13 protein-coding genes and 2 pseudogenes are annotated in these 18,555 nt (G+C 68.6%); 4 read left to right on the forward strand and 11 right to left on the reverse strand.

Annotated elements, in window-relative coordinates; all coding sequences use genetic code 11:
- Positions 1 to 139: 139 nt before the first annotated feature.
- Positions 140 to 1,465 carry a crotonyl-CoA carboxylase/reductase gene (gene ccrA / locus OG417_RS34205; protein WP_329237538.1) on the forward strand — a complete coding sequence of 442 codons (1,326 nt, stop codon included), beginning with the start codon at positions 140 to 142 and terminating at the stop codon, positions 1,463 to 1,465.
- A 20-nt stretch (positions 1,466 to 1,485) separates the two neighbouring features.
- Entirely contained in the window at positions 1,486 to 2,697 is a 1,212-nt protein-coding gene (locus OG417_RS34210; protein WP_329237541.1) for a cytochrome P450, read from the forward strand.
- Here the strand turns inward: OG417_RS34210 and OG417_RS34215 are convergent.
- The 5 genes from OG417_RS34215 to OG417_RS34235 all read right to left on the reverse strand — a co-directional run bounded on the left by OG417_RS34215 (position 2,663) and on the right by OG417_RS34235 (position 9,805).
- Positions 2,663 to 4,480, reverse strand: a complete 1,818-nt coding sequence (locus tag OG417_RS34215; protein ID WP_329237544.1) for an ABC transporter ATP-binding protein — start codon at positions 4,478 to 4,480, stop codon at positions 2,663 to 2,665. The two genes, OG417_RS34210 and OG417_RS34215, sit on opposite strands and share 35 nt — an antisense overlap.
- Positions 4,477 to 5,295 carry an ABC transporter permease gene (locus OG417_RS34220; RefSeq protein ID WP_329237547.1) on the reverse strand — a complete coding sequence of 273 codons (819 nt, stop codon included), beginning with the start codon at positions 5,293 to 5,295 and terminating at the stop codon, positions 4,477 to 4,479. Before OG417_RS34220 ends, OG417_RS34215 begins: the two co-directional genes overlap by 4 nt.
- Positions 5,292 to 6,233: an ABC transporter permease gene (locus tag OG417_RS34225; RefSeq protein ID WP_329237550.1), complete on the reverse strand. Its 942-nt coding sequence runs from the start codon at positions 6,231 to 6,233 to the stop codon at positions 5,292 to 5,294. Before OG417_RS34225 ends, OG417_RS34220 begins: the two co-directional genes overlap by 4 nt.
- Positions 6,230 to 7,876 (reverse strand): ABC transporter substrate-binding protein, encoded by a 1,647-nt coding sequence (locus OG417_RS34230; protein ID WP_329237553.1) that lies wholly within the window; start codon positions 7,874 to 7,876, stop codon positions 6,230 to 6,232. Before OG417_RS34230 ends, OG417_RS34225 begins: the two co-directional genes overlap by 4 nt.
- 114 nt (positions 7,877 to 7,990) lie before the next feature.
- Positions 7,991 to 9,805, reverse strand: a complete 1,815-nt coding sequence (locus tag OG417_RS34235) for an FAD/NAD(P)-binding protein (RefSeq protein WP_329237555.1) — start codon at positions 9,803 to 9,805, stop codon at positions 7,991 to 7,993.
- Positions 9,806 to 10,229: 424 nt separating this feature from the next.
- Here OG417_RS34235 and OG417_RS34240 point away from each other — a divergent pair, with 424 nt between their 5' ends.
- The gene (locus OG417_RS34240) at positions 10,230 to 11,114 is read left to right on the forward strand and encodes an amidohydrolase family protein (protein WP_329237558.1); all 885 of its coding nucleotides are present in this window, start codon (positions 10,230 to 10,232) and stop codon (positions 11,112 to 11,114) included.
- 338 nt (positions 11,115 to 11,452) lie between these two features.
- A complete protein-coding gene (locus OG417_RS34245; RefSeq protein WP_329237561.1) occupies positions 11,453 to 12,523 on the forward strand; it encodes an LLM class flavin-dependent oxidoreductase in 1,071 nt (356 codons plus the stop codon).
- Positions 12,524 to 12,661: 138 nt separating this feature from the next.
- On the opposite strand, the pseudogene OG417_RS54505 reads toward OG417_RS34245, so the two are convergent.
- The 6 genes and pseudogenes from OG417_RS54505 to OG417_RS34270 form a co-directional block, all read right to left on the reverse strand.
- Positions 12,662 to 12,889: pseudogene (locus OG417_RS54505) on the reverse strand (SbtR family transcriptional regulator); the annotation flags it as partial.
- A 377-nt stretch (positions 12,890 to 13,266) separates the two neighbouring features.
- Positions 13,267 to 13,830 (reverse strand): hypothetical protein, encoded by a 564-nt coding sequence (locus tag OG417_RS34250; protein ID WP_329237564.1) that lies wholly within the window; start codon positions 13,828 to 13,830, stop codon positions 13,267 to 13,269.
- Positions 13,831 to 13,864: 34 nt separating this feature from the next.
- Positions 13,865 to 14,095: pseudogene (locus tag OG417_RS54510) on the reverse strand (methyltransferase, FxLD system); the annotation flags it as partial.
- 521 nt (positions 14,096 to 14,616) lie between these two features.
- Entirely contained in the window at positions 14,617 to 15,192 is a 576-nt protein-coding gene (locus OG417_RS34260; RefSeq protein WP_329237569.1) for a hypothetical protein, read from the reverse strand.
- Positions 15,193 to 16,311: 1,119 nt separating this feature from the next.
- On the reverse strand, positions 16,312 to 16,968 hold the full coding sequence (locus OG417_RS34265) for an N-acetylmuramoyl-L-alanine amidase (protein WP_329237573.1): 657 nt from the start codon (positions 16,966 to 16,968) through the stop codon (positions 16,312 to 16,314).
- Positions 16,965 to 18,458: a sulfatase-like hydrolase/transferase gene (locus OG417_RS34270; RefSeq protein WP_329237575.1), complete on the reverse strand. Its 1,494-nt coding sequence runs from the start codon at positions 18,456 to 18,458 to the stop codon at positions 16,965 to 16,967. The genes OG417_RS34265 and OG417_RS34270 overlap by 4 nt, the downstream gene beginning before the upstream one ends.
- Between the last annotated feature and the right edge of the window lie 97 nt (positions 18,459 to 18,555).

Below are 18,555 nucleotides of genomic sequence, written 5' to 3' on the forward strand. Positions count from 1 at the left end.
CGTACCACGATGGAATTCACGTCGCGCGCACAGTACACCCCTAAACGATTAACGGCCCGATAGGGGTTGTCTGGGAAGACATTGACCGTAGCGTTCTATGCAAGGGCGATCTATCACTTCAACTGCGAGGAGAATTAATATGGATGCGCTCATCGCGGCAGCGGTCAGCGGCGCGACGCCGGACGAGCTGATCCGCACCCCGGTCCCCAAGGATTACCTGGCCGCCCATCTCCGCCACGAGGACGTCGGCCTGCAGGCCGGCGAGGCCGACAAGGACGTGCGCCGGACCCTGCGCGTCGGCCGGGTGCCGATGCCCGAGCTGGCACCGGACGAGGCGCTGGTCGCGGTCATGGCCAGTTCGATCAACTACAACACCGTCTGGCAGTCGATCTTCGAGCCGGTGTCGACGTTCGACATGCTCAAGCGGCTGGCGAAGTCAGGCGGCTGGGCGGCCCGGCACGACCAGCCGCACCAGGTCGTGGGGTCGGACGCGGCCGGCGTCATCGTGCGCACCGGCGCGGGCGTGCGCAACTGGCAGGTCGGCGACCACGTCTGTGTGAACCCCGCCTACGTGGACGACCAGGACCCCGTCACGCACGCCGACGGGATGCTCGGCGTCGGCCAGAAGGCCTGGGGGTATGAGACCAACTTCGGCGGGCTCGCGCACTACGCGGTGGTGCGCGCCAGTCAGCTCCTCCCCAAGCCACCCCACCTGACGTGGGAGGAGGCCGCCTGCATCCCACTCTGCGGCGGGACCTCCTACCGGATGCTCGTCAGCGACAAGGGGGCGCGGATCAAGCAGGGCGACATCGTGCTGATCTGGGGTGCCGCGGGCGGGCTCGGTTCGTTCGCCGCGCAGCTGGTGCGCAACGGCGGCGGCATCGCCGTCGGCGTCGTCTCCTCCGAGGAGAAGGGCGAGTTCGCCAAGAGGCTCGGCTGCGACGTCGTCATCAACCGCGAGGAGGTCGGTCTCGGCGACGACTCGGAGGACACCGGCAAGCGCGCCAAGCGCCTGGGCCGTGCCGTGCGCTCGGCGGTCGGCGAGGACCCCACCGTGGTGTTCGACTACGTCGGCCGGGCGACCTTCGGCATCTCCGTCATCGTGGCGGCCCGCGGCGGCACCGTCGTGACCTGCGGTTCGAGCACGGGCTACGAGCACACCTTCGACAACCGCTACTTCTGGATGAACCTCAAGCGCGTCATCGGCAGCCACGGCATGAACCTGCACGAGGCGGCACAGTTGCTGCGCCTCTACCGGCAGGGCCGGCTCTCCTCGGTGCTCTCGGCCGTCTACCCGCTCGCGGAGACCGGTGAGGCGGCCCGCCTGGTACAGCAGAACCGGCACGTCGGAAAGGTCGGCGTACTCTGCGCCGCCCCCGAGGAGGGGCTCGGTGTCACCGATTCCCGGCTGCGCGCCGAACTCGGCGCGCAGTGGCTCAACCCGCTGCGATCCGTCTCGAACTGACAGGTCCGGAGAAAGCGCTGATGACAATCACCCGGGAAATCGACGTATTCGACCAGGACCGGTACCTCGAGGGCGTCCCGCACGACGACTTCGCGCTGCTGCGCACCGAGGCGCCGGTGTACCGCAACCCCGATCCCCAGCTGCCCGAGGGGCACTGGGCCGTCACCCGGCACGCCGACGTCCTCTACGTCGCACGCCATCCCGAGCTGTTCTCCTCGTACGCCAAGGGCGCGCAGCCACTGGAGTTCGACGAGGTCGCCGTCGCCATGCAGCGGATGATGATGCTCAACCAGGATCCCCCCGCGCACAGCCGGATCCGGGGACTGGTCAACCGCGGCTTCACCCCACGCGTCATCGGGCGCATGCGGGACGACATCGCGCGCGAGTGCGAGCGGATCGTGGACGCGTTCCTCGCCTCGGGTGCCGAGGACCTCGTCGGCCCGGTCGCGGCCGAACTCCCCCTCGTGGTGATCGCCGAGGTGATGGGACTGCCGCGAGAGGACCGGCATCGGATCTTCGAATGGTCCAAGGGCATCGCCGGCGAGTCCGACGACGGTTCGGGCGGGGCCGAGGCCGCCCGCGTCGCCGCCGCGGAGATGATGGCGTACGCGGGGGCCGTGGGCGCCGAGAAGCGCACCTGCCCGGCCGATGACGTCGTGACCAAGCTGATCGCCGCGGATGACGCGGGACACGCGCTGACCGAGGGAGAGTTCCAGGCGTTCTTCGTGCTGCTCACGGTGGCCGGGAACGAGACCACCCGCTACGCCATCGCGGGCGGTGTCGAGGCCTTCGCCCGGCACCCCGAGCAGTGGGAGCGGCTGCGGGCCGATCCGGCGCTGGCGCGCACCGCCGCCGAGGAGGTCGTCCGATGGGTCACGCCGACCAAGGTGTTCCGGCGCACCGCGGTGGCCGACATGGAGCTCGGCGGGCAGGCCGTCAGCGCGGGCGAGAAGATGGTGATGCATCTGACGTCGGCCAACCGGGACGAGGACGTCTTCGCCGGCCCGTTCACCTTCGACATCGGGCGCGATCCCAACCCGCACCTGGGATTCGGTGGCGGCGGCCCGCACTTCTGCCTCGGCCGCCACCTCGCCCTGCTGGAGATCGAGTTGATGTTCCGCACGCTGGCCGACAGGGTGGCCCGGTTCGAGATCACCGGCCCGGTGAAGCGGCTCCGTTCCTATCAGTTCAACGGGATCACTGACCTGCCGGTGCGCCTGGTGCCCGGCTGAGATCCGTCAGACCCCGCGCACGCGGGATCGCCGCGAGGAGTTCCCGCGTGTGCGGGTGCGCGGGAGCGGTGAAGATGTCCCCGGCCGCGCCCGTCTCCACGACGCGCCCCTCCTTCATGACCATGATCTGGTCGCTGATATGGCCGATGACGCCCAGGTCGTGAGAGATGAACAGGATCGCCACGCCGAACTCCTGACGCAGGTCCGCGAGCAGGTCGAGGATCTGCGCCTGCACCGATACGTCCAGTGCCGACACCGGCTCGTCACAGACCAGGACGCGGGGCTCGGGCGCGAGGGCGCGCGCGATCGCCACCCGCTGGCGCTGACCGCCCGACAGCTCCGAGGGCCGCCGCCGCGACAGCTCCTCCGGCAGCCCGACCAGGCCGAGGAGCTCAGCGATCCGCTCCGCGCGCTGCCGCCCTCTCGGTACGCCGGCCGCCCCGGCCGCCTCACCCAGGATCCACTCGACCGTGTACCGGGGATCGAATGAGCTGAGCGGGTCCTGGTAGATCGCCTGGATGCGCCCACGCCGTCCGCGCCGGGCGCGTTCGCCGATCCCGGACCACGGCTCGCCGCCGAACCGCACGACGCCACCGTCGGGCTCCAGCAGGCCGAGCACGATCCGGGCGACGCTGGTCTTCCCCGAGCCCGACTCGCCGACCACCCCCAGCGCCTCTCTCGCCCTCAGCTCGAACGACACGTCGCGTACGGCGTCGCGCCAGGCGCGGCCGGGCGACCGGAACCGGCGGGAGATCCCGCGTACCTCGACCAGTACCTCGTCGCTCGCTCGCGTCTGACGGTCGAACGCCGTGCGTCCGGGCGCCTCGACCGGACCGGATTCGGGATGCCAGCACCGTGCCCCGGTCCCGGTCGGCTCGGGGAGGCGGGTGCGGCATCGCTCGTCGGCGCGGGGGCAGCGGGCCGCGTACGTGCATCCGTCCGGACCCGGGGCGGGCCCGTTCGCCCGCGCGAGCGACAGCCGTCCCGCCCGTGAGTGCAACCCCGGAACGGCCGCGAGCAGGGCACGCGTGTAGGGGTGCCGCGGCTCCTTGGTGATCTGCTCGGCCGGACCGTGCTCGACGATCCGCCCACCGTGCATGACCGCGACCCGGTCGGCGAGCCCCGCGACCACGGCCAGATCATGGCTGATCAGCAGCAGGGCGGTGCCGTCGCGCTTCAGGTCGCGGAGCAGATCGAGCACCTGCGCCTGCACGGTCGCGTCGAGGGCGGTGGTGGGCTCGTCGGCGAGCAGCAGCTCCGGCCCGGCGGCGACCGCGGCGGCGATCAGCGCCCGTTGCCGCAGCCCGCCCGACAGCTGGTGCGGGTACTGGCGGGCCCGCACGGCCGGTTCCGGAACGCCCACCTCGTCGAGGAGCGAGCGCACCTTCTCGGGCACGTCGCGACGGGCGGTCGCACGGTGCGTGAGCAGGGTCTCGGCGATCTCCGCACCGACGCGGCGCAGCGGGTCCAGCGCCACCAGGGCGTCCTGATGGATGAGGGCGATGCGGCTGCCTCGGATCTCGCGCCAGCGGGACTCCCTCAATCCGGTCAGGTCCGTCCCGGAAAAGGCGATCCTGCGAGCGCGCACCGTGGCGCGGCGGCCGGCGAGGCCGACGAGGGCCCGGGCGGTGACGCTCTTGCCGGATCCCGACTCACCGACGATCGCCAGGCACTCGCCCCGGTCCAGGTCGAAGGACACGTCCCGTACGGCCGACACCGGCTCCCCGCCGTTACGGAAGGTCACGGCCAGGTCTTCCACGGTCAGCAGCGGCGATCCCGTCACTGTGGGGTCCTTCCGGCGAAGCGGGCCCGGGCGTATCCGCCCACGACATTGACTGCGATCACGACGAGGGTGAGGGCCGCGCCGGGAAAGATCGCGATCCACCAGGCCGTGGCCAGGAAGTCGCGGCCCTCCGAGAGCATCGATCCCCACTCGGGATCGGGCGGCTTGGTGCCCAGCCCGAGGAAACTCAACACCGACGAGTAGAGCAGGGCCGTGCCGAAGCCCACGGTCGCCAGGGTGAGCACCGGGCCGAGCGAGTTGGGCAGGATGTGTCGCACGATGAGGAGCGGGCGTGGCAATCCGAGCCCCACCGCGGCTTCGACATAGCCCGACCTTCGCACGACCTTGGCTTCCGCTCGTACGACGCGCCCGTACGCGGGGATGAGCGCGGTCGCGACGGCGAAGGCCACGGTGCCCGTTCCGGCTCCCATGACCGCGACCACGAGCAACGCGAGCAAAAGCGGCGGCAAAGCCAGGAAGACGTCGGCCAGGCGCATCGTGATCTGGTCGGCACCGCGGCCGCCGAGGCCGGCGGTGAGGCCCACGACGATTCCCCCCAGCACGGCGAGGACTGTCGCACTCAGGGCGAGGAGCAGCGCGGGCCGGCTGCCGTAGACGACCCGTGCGAAGATGTCGCGGCCGAGCTGGTCGGTTCCGAACCAGTGCGCGCCGCTGGGGCCCTGGAGCGCGGCACTCAGGTCGGTTCCGGTCGGTGATGCCCCGGTGAAGAGGCCGGGCGCGATCGCCACCAGTGCGAACAACGCGAGGACCACGCCCGCGACGACGATCACGGGCCGCCGGGCGAGCCCGGTCATACGGCCGCCTCGCCGGCTCGCAGACGTGGGTCGATCGCCAGGTAGAGCAGGTCGACCACCGTGGACACGATGACGAACACGAGCGCCGAGAGGAGCACGAGGCCCATGACCACCGGCATGTCGCCGCTGGTCACCGCCTGCAGGATGAGCGTGCCGAGTCCCGGACGGCCGAAGACCGTTTCGATCGGGACCACACCGCCGAGCAGGGTGCCCATCAGCCAGCCCGTCAGGGTCACCAGCGGCAGCGCCGCGTGCCGGAGTGCGTGCCGCAGCCGCACCGCGGTCTGGCTCAACCCGCGCGCCTGGGCGGTGAGTACGAACGGCATTGCGAGCGCCGTCTCAAGGCCATCGCGGAGCACTTGGGAGAGCACACCCGCGATCGAGAGCGCGAGCGCGAGCGCGGGCAACACCAGCGAGACCGGTCCCTCCGCTCCGGTGACGGGGAAGAGCCGAAGGCGGAACGAAAAGACCGTCAGCAGCAGGATGCCCATCCAGAACGACGGCGTGGAGACGGCCACCAGCTCGACGGCCGAAACGGCGGCCCGCAGCCGCGGGCGGCGCCCGGCCGTGGCGATGGCGCTGACCGCGGCGATGAGCAGCGCCAGGACCAGGGCGGCCAGCGCGAGCTGCACCGTCGGCCAGAGCTGCTTGCCGATCAGGGACACTACCGGTTGCTGCAGCTGGTAGGAGGTGCCGAGGTTCCCGCGTCCCAGGTCGGCGAGATAGCGCGCATACTGCACGATTACCGGCCGGTCCAGCCCGTAGTCACGGCTGATCTGCTCGCGTACGGCGGGCGACGCCGAGGTCATCGGGCCGAGCAGCCGGGACACCCGGTCGCCCGGCAGGAGCTGGAGCGCGGCGAACGCCAGGGTCGCGGCGCCCAGCAGCACGGTCCCCGCGCCCAGCAGACGCCAGGCGGCTCCTCGCAGGATGCTCATTTACCGTCCCGCCAGGCGTCGTAGAAGAGCAGCCAGTTGTTCGGGTCGAGGGTGACCCCGTGGGCGTGCGGCCCGACACCGGTGAGTGCCGTCGGCACGTAGAGCGGGACGGCCGCACCGAGCTTGATCACCTTTTCCTGCGTCTTCGCATAAAGCGCGTTCCGCGTCGCTCGGTCGACGGTGGCGGCGGCGTCGTCGGTCCACCTGTCCACCTCGCCGTCCTTGAGGAACGAGGCGTTCTGGCCCGAGGGCGGGCCGCTGGCGCTGTTGAAGAAGGAGCGGAGCAGGTCGGGTTCGAAGCGCGCCCAGCTGAAGTCGAGTATTCCGAACCTGCCCGCGTTCACCTTCGTGCTGTACGCACCGACGTCGTAGCGCGGCCGGATGACCTGCACACCGATCTTCTTGAGGTCCGCCTGGACGGCCTGCGCGAGCATCTCGCGGTTCTCTCTGGCGTCGCCGGAGGGCAGCGCGGGCCATTCCAGCGTCAGCCGCCGGCCGGCCTTGGTGCGAAAGCCTGCCTGGTCGCGTCCCGTCCAGCCCGCCTGGTCGAGCAATGAGCCGGCCATCGCCGGGTCGTAGGGCCAGCTTCCGGCCAGGCGCGCGTCGTACCCGGGCGTGCTCGGCGACAGCGGGCTCCACGCACGCTTGTACTGGCCGAAGTACACCGTCCTGACGTCCTGGTCGATGTTGATCCCACGCTGGACGGCGACACGGACACGCTCGTCGGTCAGCGGGCCGTTCGTGGTGTTGAGGTAGAGACCGTAGATGCCGCCCGGGGCGTCCCTGCGGAGGATCTTGACGGTCCGGCCGGCCTCGACCGTCCTCATTTGGGCGGGCGGCAGCGCCCTGGCCACGTCGACCTGGCCGCTGGTCAGCGCGCCGACGCGGGTCGAGTTCTCCCGGAGAATGCGGAAGTTGACGCGCTCGAGATAGGCGGGCCCGCGGTGCTTGGCCGGCTCCGGCGGCCAGTTGTACTTAGGGTTGCGGACGAACTCGATGCTCTGCCCCTTGACGTAGCGGACCTCAGTGAACGGTCCGGTGCCGACCGACGCGCTCCCGCCGCCGCAGAGCTTGTCCGCGTTGTCCTTTAGCGTCCTGGGAGAGTAGATCCCCAGGTAGCTCGTGCTGGCGGCCTGCAGAAAGGGGGCGAAGGGCCTCGTGAAGCTGACCCTGACACGGTACCGATCGAGGACCTCGGTCTCCCGGTACGGGCCGAGCAGGTTCACGGCGTACTGCGATTTGGTGTTCTTGGCGGTGATGTGGTCGAAGTTGGCCTTCACGGCCTCGGCATCGAAGGGGGTGCCGTCGGTGAAGGTCACGTCCCGCCTCAGCTCGAACGTGTAGCTCTTGAGATCCTTCGCGATGCTCCAGGACGTCGCGAGCCAGGGATGGAACGCGCCGGAGGCGTCCTCGTACACCAGGGAGTCCAAGACGTTGCGCTGGACCTCGGCGGTCATGTCCTCGGTGCTGACGTGCGGGTCGAGACACAACGGCGCCGTGTCGATGGCGTACGTCAGGGTTCCGCCGCGCACCGGAGTGGCCGGTACGGTCCCGGAACCGCCGCCGGCCGTACACGCGGCCAGCGACAGCAGGACCGCGGCGAGACCATAACCGAGGCGGAATTCGCTTTTCGAGGAACGCATTAACGATTCTCCGGCGGTTCGCTGAGAAATGGGGCTGCAGGATATTCTGGGCACTCTCCGAAAAAGACCGCGACCCCTGAATCCAGGATTCTGTTAGGGGCCGCATCGGCCGGATCAGGGGTTGGCGGCGACGCCGATCTCGATCAGCAGCGTCCGCGCCAGCGCATCCGCATTCCGGAAGGCGATGCCGTTGGCGCGCGGCCGGGTGAACCCGACCGGTGTGAAGATGCCGCCCACCCCGTACCCGAGTGCGAACCGGCGGGCGTGAACGCCGTTCCGGGTGATGAGCCGGTGGGCGTCGACCGCCACCCGTCCCAGGCGGTACACGGTCCCCGATTCCTCGAGCGTCTCCTCGGTCACCTCCCCCCGCCCGTAAAGCGCGCGCAGAAGCGGGTCACGGGTACGGCGCAGAGTGGGCTCGGGAAGTCTGGCCTCCACCAGGGCCCGCGCCTCCAGCGCGACGCCGGGCACGGTGGCGCTGGTGACGCGGAAAACGCCATCGCCGGCCGTGAGGGTGTCCATCGCCCCCACGAAGCGCACGACTCCCGCCCGGGCCAGCCCTTCGAGTTCGAGCAGCCGACGCGGCGGCGGACCGCTGGAATAGAAGCTGAAGACGCCTCGCGCCCATGTGCCCAGTTCGACCGCGCGGGCCCGGGCGGAGAGACGGCCCGTGGCCAGCGCGTGCGCGAGCGCGCCGAAGACGGTCAACATTCCGTGGGAGATCCCGAGGTCGGCGCTGTGCGCGGGATCGGCGTGGCGACGTACGTTGCGGGCGACGTGCCGCAGCATCCACGCCCGCAGTTCGTCCAGATCGCCGAAGGTGCGCTCGCCCAGGGGATCGACGAGCCGTTCAAGACCGAACCGATCCTCCGGCCTGGGAACCGCCGCCTCGATCAGTGCCGCAACCGCGCCCACGTCGTCGTAACGCTGCTGGAAGTCCCTCCAGGGCAGTGTCACGCGGCCGGGATGGCCGTTGAAGAGCTCATGGTAGTAATGCCAGCCGAGCTCCTTGGTGATCAGCGGCCCGAGATCGTCCAGCGCCAGCGGCCCACGCTCGGCGTGCAGCCGCGCCACGGCCTCCGGGGTGAAGTAGCGCGGCCCGGCCGGCCGATCGGCCCTGAGGCTCGTGGTGATCTTGGAGTGGTGCGGCACGCCCCGCCGGGACGTCACATACATGATCGGTTCCCGTCCCGACGGCAGGTAGCGGAACTTCGCGTCGAACCGGCCGCCGCGGCCCTCGGTCAGCAGCACCATGTCGTCGATGAAGCCGAGTCCCATCCCGCGCATGATGACCGGCTCGCCCGGGGCGAGAACCCCCAGGTCGACGTCGGAGGCGTAGTGCGGCGGTAAGTACGTGAGGCCATGCGTGTCGGCATATAAAGCGAGCTCACGGTGCTCCCCTCCTGGTTCGGCGTCGAGGTGCCCCTGCGTCAGCACGACGACATCGGCCTCGATCGGTGCTCCGCGACCCGCCATCCAGACACGCTGGCGGCCATGTTCCTCAGTGAGGTCGACGGCCTCACCCCGGTGCGCCCGCACGGTCACCTCCGGCGGCGCCGAGTCCGCGATGCGCCTGAAGCACCAGGAGAGGTAGTCGTTCAGCTGTCTCCTTGTCGCGAAAGACCCAGACCCCAGCTCGGCCGACCACTCATACAGCGACGGCCCGCTCCGTACCGGCCCGTCCATGCGTACGGTGTCGTCGGTGAACACGGTCACGTCGGCCGCCAGTGAGTTCATCCAGAGCAGTTCCGGCTGTTCCCGTCGCCACACCCGCCCTCCTCCGGGCGGATACGGATCGATCAGGTTGATCTCGAGCGACCGCCGACCAAGGACTGCGCAATTGGCGACGAGGCGTTCCAAGAGGATCGTCCCGGCGGGCCCCGCCCCAACGATCGCGATGACCAACGGTGAACGCGAATCCTCCCGCATGCCCCTCCTCGGCCGCACCCATAGAGCGACACGACCCTAGAAAGGGCTGGGGACCGCTCCCAACCCGCGCCTGACCCCTATTTCCGATATACGGGACCACAGACTTAACCTCGATCACCGGTGAATGTCGGTGATGGTCTTTCGGTCGTTTTTCGCTTAGGTGATGGGTTTCTGGTCTGCGGTGGGTAGGGGTGATCGGCTGGTCTGTCCAGCTTTTCCACGTCTCGGGGGGTGGTCGGGCCCTGTCGGACGGGGTGGATGAGGCAGGTCAGATAGTTTCGGGTGGGGCGTGAACGGTGTCGAACAGTTGTATCCAGGCGTGCTGCCAGTGCCAGTGCCAGTGCCGGGGCAGGTGGAGGGTGGAGGGCACGATCGCCGGTAGGACCGGACACGATTGATCAACCGCGGTGCGCCGCTGCAATTCATGGACGAGCAGGGCATCGCGTTGCAGCTGCTGTCGATGCCGGGTGCGCTGGACGCGGAGCAGGCGAGGAAGTGGAACGACCGAACCGCCGACATCGTGGCGGCGCACCCGGACCGGTTCGGGCTGCTGGCGGCGCTGCCGATGGCGGAGCCCGACCGCGCCGTCGACGAGATCCGTTACGCGACCGATCAGCTGCACGCTGACGGGTTCGCCGTCGCGACCAACTACGACGGCGTGTACTTCGGCGACGGCCGCTTCGAGGCGGTGTTCGCCAAGCTCGACCAGCATCAGCTGCCGTTGTTCGTGCACCCGGCGCTGCCGCCGGCGTTCGACCAGTTGGGGCTCGGCCGGCCGGGACCGCTGATCGAGTACCCGATGGACATGGCCCGCACCATCGTCGACGCGATCTTCGCCGGAGTGTTGCTGCGGTACCGGAATCTCCGCCTTGTCCTCGCCCACGCCGGGGGCGTACTCCCCACGCTGCAGGACCGCATCGCGCTCCTCGGACGCGAGTCCTGGGTCGCGAACCCGCTACAGCTGGCCTCGGAGCAGCTGACGGAGCAGCTCGGCGGCCTCTATCTGGACACCGCGATCGGCGGCGGGGCCGCCGGCATCGTTCCCGCGGTACAGATGGTCGGGGTGGATCACCTCGTCTTCGGCACGGACTACCCGCCGCGCGGGCACCGACACCGTCGCCGACACGTCAAAGAACCTCCGGACCACCCTCGACCGTGCCGCGCAGCAGCAACTGGAGGCCACCTTCGCCCACCTGTTCCCGAGCGCGGCCGAACGCGCCGCCGCACCAGGCACGCCCAGCACGGCCGATGGGTACCGCTAATGAGCGACGAGACGTTCTCACCCCTGACCGGCTATCGTGTGACATAGGTCATATGCATCGGGTTGACATCGTCTGCGCCGCTGACTCCCCATCCCGCTCAGCGACATCGTCATGGACGTCCTTGGCCCGCCGGAAGAAGATGACCCCGCGATCCTCCCGACGCGGGCCGCCGAGATGAGATCCCGTCCTGCTGGAAGTTTCACCCTTGCATCTCGCGGGTGTTCTCTCCAACCGCGGATGTGGAACCGTAGGAAGTCCCATCATCCCAGCTCAGAGGGAATCCGCGCCCTCATGTCCGGCCTCTGACACGGCCGTTAATCGGTGGATCGAGGCTTAGAGGGTCGTCACACGCGCTTTAAATTGAGGAGCGGCAGGAGACGGCTTCGTGGCTCTGCTCTCCTCCTACGGTCGGATCTCTCAAGGGGGCACGATGCCGCTGAGCTCGAAACCGCTGCGGAAGCTGGGCTTTTTGACCATTGGCCTGTTCGATGAGGCCGCTCCTCGTCTCGGTCACGACTCGACACTTCAGATCATCGAACTGGGTGAGGAGCTCGGTTTCGACAGCGCCTGGGTACGGCACCGTCATCTTCAGTACGGCATCTCCTCTCCGGTCGCCGTCCTGGCGGCGGCCTCTCAGCGCACGAGCCGCATTGATCTGGGCACTGCCGTGATTCCCCTCGGCTGGGAGAATCCGCTGAGACTGGCCGAGGACCTGGCAACGGTCGACGTCCTGTCCGGCGGGCGCCTCAATCCGGGTGTCAGTGTCGGTCCGCCGATGCACTACGACCGCGTCAAGCAGGCGCTGTATCCCGACACCGCCGACGTCGAAGACTTCAGTTACGACCGCGTGCGACGACTGCTCGACTTCGTACGCGGTGAGCCGGCCACCGAATTCAGCGGCATGGGGGGCTTCGAGGTGTTCTCCGACCGTGTCCAGCCTCACGCCGAGGGGCTGGGCGGCCGCATGTGGTATGGCGGCGCGAGCCTGCGGTCGGCTCGTTGGGCCGGCGCCCATGGCATGAACTTCTTGACCAGCAGCGTCGTCAAGGCGGAAGAGTCGGAGAACTTCGCCGAAATCCAGCTCTCCCACATCCGGGCGTTCCGCGCCCACCATCCCGACGGCCAACGGGCCCGTGTCTCTCAGGGGCTCGTCGTCATCCCGACCGACACCGCCTCACCGGAGCAGCGCGCGAAGTACGAGGAGTACGCGCGGAAACGGATGCCACGTACCGCCGCGCCACAGGGACCGGCACGCATGATGTTCGCCCCCGATCTCGTCGGCACCTCCGCGGAGATCGCCGAACGGCTCTATTCCCACGCCGCGTTTCAGGAGATCGACGAGGTCGCGTTCGCGCTGCCCTTCACCTTTGACCATGACGACTATGTCCAGATCCTTACCGACCTGGCCACCAAGCTCGGCCCGGCACTCGGCTGGCAGGCGCATCAACCTGCTTAGCCGTGTCCTCCATGCCCGGTTCCGTGACAACGATCCGCATGGAAGCGAACCACCGACGACCCGCGCGACGACACGGGGCTGCGGGGGCACTGACCCGCTGGTTCGGCGCCCCGGTCGGCGCGTCCCGGCTCGCAGGCCGTCGCAGATGACTGTCATCATGCGCCGTGCCATCACCACGCCGCCGTTCTCCCGTTCGGCGGCGAAGTGCATGCTGTTGAGCAGCGTGCGGACGTCGACCATGTCGATGTCCGCGCGCACCGAGCCGGCGGCCTGGGCGCGCTCGACGAGCCGCTCCAACGCCGCGTCCCGGCTCTCGGCCACGCCCATCACGCGGGCCTTGGCGTCGACGCCGACGCCCGCCAGCACATCATCGTTGCCGCAACCCGGGGCACTCTCAGCACGGTCCCGTACCGGCCGACCGATCTAGGCACAAGGCGGTCCACCGCCCGCCGAATGCGTTCTTCCTGACCTCCTGGTCGAGGTCTCGCCGCCGCAGCAGCTCAGAAGCCAACTCAGCCAGGTCCACCAGACCTCCGGTTACCGTTGTCGGGTGCTTGCCAGCTATATGGGCCGCCAGGCTGCTCGATCGGGCAACGGAAACTTGAAGCTCAGCTGACCGGCGCGGTTCGAACAATGATGCGCGTGTGCCGTTTTTCCGCGACCAGGTGGCCGACGACCTCGGTGGCGGTTCCGGCTGGGTGAACCTCGATCCAGGTGTTGGTCAATGATCGGCCGTGACGGTCTCAGCGGCGAATCTGCTCAGTGACACGGTCGGCCAGCTGTTCGCCCTGCGGGCCGTATGCGCACACGCCCAGTTCGAAGGTTCTCGTCCGGTCGTCGCCACGGGGAGCCTCCCGCATGGTGAGGTAAGCGAAGGTATCAAGATCGAAGACGCCCATACTGCCCCAGCGGTACATGGGCTCGACGAGCATGCCTTCGATCGCGTCGCCGCGTGCGAGGAGGTGGCAGAACCCATCCATGGTGGCCAGCCAAAACTCAATGTGGCCGAGCTCGGATTCCGTGGCGTTCACGCCCAGCCAGGTGTGGCAGGCGGGGTGCTTGAGGGCGCCACCGAGTGCCTCGGGGTCCGCGGATTGCCGGTCATCGAGTCGCAGGAAGACCTCGATGTCGTCGCGGAGTCTGACGGTTGACTCGGGGCAGTACCCGGCGCCTCGCATCGGAATGAACCCGCAGTAGATCATGGATCGACTCCGCCAGAAGCCATTCCCGCGTTCGAGTGCGACCGAACGCGTCAGCCCACGCACCCGCAGCGGCACCACGATCCTGCCGTTCGACGACGTCTCCATCGATATCGATAGTCGTGACGTGCCCGTCCGGGCCCACCAGATGCGCAAGGAGCGCAGCGTTGTAGCCCGTCCCCGCCCCGATCTCCAGGACGCGGTGGCCCGGCTGCACGTCGAGTTGCTCAAGCACCTGCGCGACGATTCCCGGCGCGGAAGCCATGCTGCGAGGTCGGCCGTCTGCCCCCGGGTGGGTGATGACGCCGTCGTGAGCATAGGCCTTCTCGACCGCGGCGTCGGGGACGAACAGATGTCGTGGGACTCCACGCATCGCAGCCTCGACCCGCGGTGTATGGAGCGACCCCCACGCAAGTCGCTGGTCAGCCTCGTATGAGGCACGTATGACCCGACCTCGTTCGCCGCGGGGCTCGTATCAGGCACCTGCGCACGCGGCGTCTTCCGGGCGGCAGCGTGCCTGACCTGGCGCACCCAGAGCTCGTACGAGCCGATCAGAGCACAGCTTGGCCAGGCGGCGATCAGCCGGCCAACCGCCGAAGGCTCAGCGACGGCCACGTTCGCCGCCAGGCTCGCCGCGATCCCAGCCAACACCACCACACTGAGAGTCGTATAGACCGATCGCCCAGCCGGACTGAGGATTCGCCATGATCCCTTACGCCTCCGGCCCGTCGACCAGCGAGGCGACATCGAGAGGGACATACCCGAGAGGGATGACGATGGTGGGAAATTGGTTTAACTCCGGCCTCGGACACGATCCGACCGCACATGTGGAGGCTCCGGGATAACCCGGGCCTCCACTAGTTGCTTCTGCTGGTAACCACTACCTCAAGGACGTCAGTCCACGAGGTAGTGGGCTTCGATGTAGGCGACGGTGGAGTCATACGGTTCCCCCACCGGTTTCAGCATGTACCGGCGGAAGACGGCGGCGGTGGCGCGACGGACGCCTCGGTTGCGAGCGTCGGCGTTGTCCCATGACCGGGCGAGGGTGCGGGTGACTACCTGGTCGATCTTCTCGGCCAGGTTCCTCTCCGTGATTGTGAGTCCGGGCGGTGCGTGGTCGTGGATGATCCGCGACAGGACACCTACGTGGTCGTCGTCCAACACGACGACGGCCTCGTCGGGGTGTTTCTCGGCGTCCACGATGGCGCGAGCGATTCGGAGTGCTTCGGACAGGAACTCCAAGGCGTCCTGGGCGTTCTGGATGATCCGGTCCCGCAGGAGCTTGATCCGCTCCGCGAGGGCGGTGTACTTCGCGGACCCTGGTTCGACGCCCTTTTCTAGGGAGGCCTTGATGTGGTCAAGGATTTCTGCTGCGGACGGCGGCGTCTTGTCCTCGCTGTCGCCCTTGTCGGGCTTGGGGCGGACGAGGGCCAGCAGCTCCTTGAGTATGGCGATGCCCCTGGCCGCCATGGGTCATAGCGTGGGTACGGCCACTGTCTGGAGAATCCTGCACAAGGCCGGCATCGATCCCGCTCCACGACGGTCCGGACCGAGTTGGGGCGCTCAGGCATCCGGGATTCTGGCCTGCGATTTCTTCCACGCCGACACGATCACCCTGACCCGGCTCTACTGTCCGCGGTGCCCGAAGCCGTACCGGACATGCTCCGACTGTGGAGCGTGCCGGCAAGCCGCCCGCTCGCCATCGACTGGAACGCCGAACCCCCAGACCACCGCGGCGTCTGCCCGAGCGCGGATATCGGCCCGGCCATCCTGGCAATCGTTCCGACATCACCGAACGCGCGGTCATCAACGCTCGGCATGCGTGGGATCACCAGCCCGCGGACGACCGGATAGCCTTCGCGGAGGTGACCTCCGGGTTCGCCGGCCGCTGGCCCGCCGACCGGACCGCGGAGATGCTCGCCGACGCAGCCCGGCGGCTCAATGCCGACGAACCTCTCGCTACCCCTCTCGGGGAGCTGGTCCACGGCGGGCGCGGCGAACGTGACGAGACCGCCTACCTGGGCGTAACGGTGACCACCGGCTGGATCGATCCGACGAAGGTCGCCGCCGCGTCCGTCGCCAGCGGCGGCAATGCCTGGAACGACTTCAAGAACCACCGGCCCAACACGCCCGAAATTCTGACCAGAGCCCTACTCGGCGGCGACTCCCAGGCGGTGCTCAAGGCGTGGAATTTCGACGGCGAACCGCTCGACGTGATTCGCGTGCCCGGCCCAGCCGGCCCGCTCTACGAACGCGGCTCCAGCGGCACCCACCGCATCCACACCGCCCGCATGATCGGGCTGCCCCTGCTCTGGGCTGAGATTCAGCAGTACACCCTGCCACTGCGCATCCACGCCCACGAGTTGTTCGCCACACGTGGACGCGCCCCTCCCCTACCGGGGCCCGCACGGTCATCGACTGCTGGCGCGGCCTACTCGACCGCGGATTCCTCGTCGGCGACCTGGAGGAGGACACCGACGTCCCAGGCATGTCCGCGCTCTACCCGGACTGGTCGGTCGCGCCCTGGTTGCTCGCCGAACCCGGAGACGCCACCCGCCGGGCCGCCAACCACCCCTCGGAGGGTGCGTTTCACCTGTGGGTTCTCACCTTGCGCACCAGTTCGAGATAGTGGTCCCAGTCCCAGTTGGCTCCGGGGTCGGTGTGGGTGGCGCTGGACACCTCGTGGTGACCCAAGATGTGGGTACGGTTCAGTGGAATCGCATGGCGCGCGCACACGGCCGCGGTGAGCGCCGCGGACGCGGCGTACATCTCCTCGGTGAACCAGGCGGTGGAATTGACCCAACCCTCGTGTGTGATGCCGATGCTGCGGTTGTCGTAGTCGGGATCATTGGCGTGCCAGGCGATGTCCTTCTCCCGGACACACTGGCCGATGTGGCCGTCGGCCGAGCGGACCACGTAGTGGGCGGAGGTCTTCCGGGCGGGGTTCTGGAAGACGGCGACGGCGTCGTCGAAGTGCTCCTGCGTGACGTGGATGACCACATAGTCGATCGGATGGCTGCGAGGGCGCCGCGCGGTGCGGTAGTTGGCGGGGTCGGCGGGCAGCCACTGCGCGCCCGGGTAGTCGACGACCGTGGAGGAAGGGCTGGCGCCGGCCGCGGAAGCGGTTCCGGCGGTGGCTGCGGCGGCTGCCGTGGCCAGGGTGATGGCGGCGGCGCCGCGCAGGACCGTACGGCGCGACGGGGGAGGCTGCCGGTGGCCGTCGCTGCGGCGGGTCGGTCCCGTCATGCTCCGTCCTCCTCCGAGGTCCGATACCAGTTGTGCGGAGCGAGCTTGGCGTTGTACTGCCCCTTCGGCAGGTCGTCGGTGAGCCGGACCGACCATCGCTGGAGTCGCTGCATGAGATCGGCCTTGATCTTACGCAGGCTCGGATCGTCCCAGCGGTTGTGCAGCTCCATCGGGTCCTTGTCGAGGTCGTACAGCTCACCGGCGTCCGCGACATGCTCGTAGAGCTTGTAGTGGTCGTGCCGGATCATGCGCGACGAGCCGCTTTGGGTCACGCTGTTCAGCTCGTCGTACCTGGTGCCTTCGTAGGGGAAGTGCAGCGGTGGCCGGGCGTCGTCGGGATAGGGGACGCCTCCGTAGCCGCGCTCGGTGACGATGTCGGCGAACTCCGCGGCCGGGTAGTCGGAGCCGGTGAGGATCTGCCACAGACTGCGGCCCTGGACCCCCAGGGGGATGGGGCGGCCGATCGCCTCGCACACGGTGGGCAGGATGTCGGCGATCGAGACGAAGTCCTCCTTATTGTCCTGGGCCTTGATTCCGCAGCCGTGCACGATCATGGGGATGTGCGCCAAGACCTCGGGGATGCCGGCGCCCTTGCGTTGCAGGCCGTATTCGGCGGTGTAGTCGCCGTGGTCGGCGAGGAAGATCAGCAGGGTGTTGTCATACAGTCCCTGCGCCTTCAGGTGGTCGACGAGCCGACGCCACTGGTCGTCGATGAGGCGGAGCATGCCGCAGTAGGTGGCACGGTAGCGGCGCCAGATGTCGTCGTAGCCGGGCCGCTTCTCCTCCACCAGGTCGCGTAGCCACTTGTAGGCGCCGCCTTTGGCCTCCGCGGCCGCGGGGCCGGAGATGCGGTTGGGGATCTTGTCCTCGGCGAACATCGAGAAGTACGGCTCCGACACCTGGTACGGGTTGTGCGGTTCAGGCGTGGAGACGAAGGCGAAGAACGGCCTGTCGGGGTCCCGAGCGTCTATCTGTTGGATGGCGTCGGAGACGATCCGGTACGGGTACTGCTGCTCCGCCGGGAACGGGGTGGGTTCGGTCGTCGGGCCCATGTCGATGGAGTTCAGATAGGCAGTGAAGGCGCGCTGCTCGTCGGTGGTATCCGGCGCCATCGTGTGCCCGTACTGGGAGAAGGCGTCGTAGTCCGCCGCCTTGTTTCGGTACATGTGCGTCTTACCGGCGTAGAACAGCTGGTAGTGGGCGCCGCGCAGCACATCGAGCAGGTCGTCGCCGCGCGACACCAGCTGCGGGTCGGTGTTGGAGTTCTGCCGTATGCGGTGGGTGCTGGGCCATCTGCCGGTAAGCAGGCTGGTGCGCGCCGGGACGCAGGCAGGGGCGGTGGTGTACGCGCGGCGGAAGCGGGTCCCTTGGGCGGCGATGGAGTCGAGAAAGGGCATCGTGTCGAGTTCGAAGCCCATGCCTTTGGTGAAGTCGGCGCGGACCTGATCGGACATTGCGAAAATGATGTTCGGAGCGGTCGGGCAGGTCACAGTGCCCCTTTCCAGTAGAAGTACGCGGGCGGAGCAGCCGGGCGGGGACGCGGATCAACCAGCGGGTGCGCTGGGTGGGCTGACGCTCCGTACGGAG

Source organism: Actinoallomurus sp. NBC_01490 (genome assembly GCF_036227085.1).
Lineage (GTDB): Bacteria > Actinomycetota > Actinomycetes > Streptosporangiales > Streptosporangiaceae > Actinoallomurus > Actinoallomurus oryzae.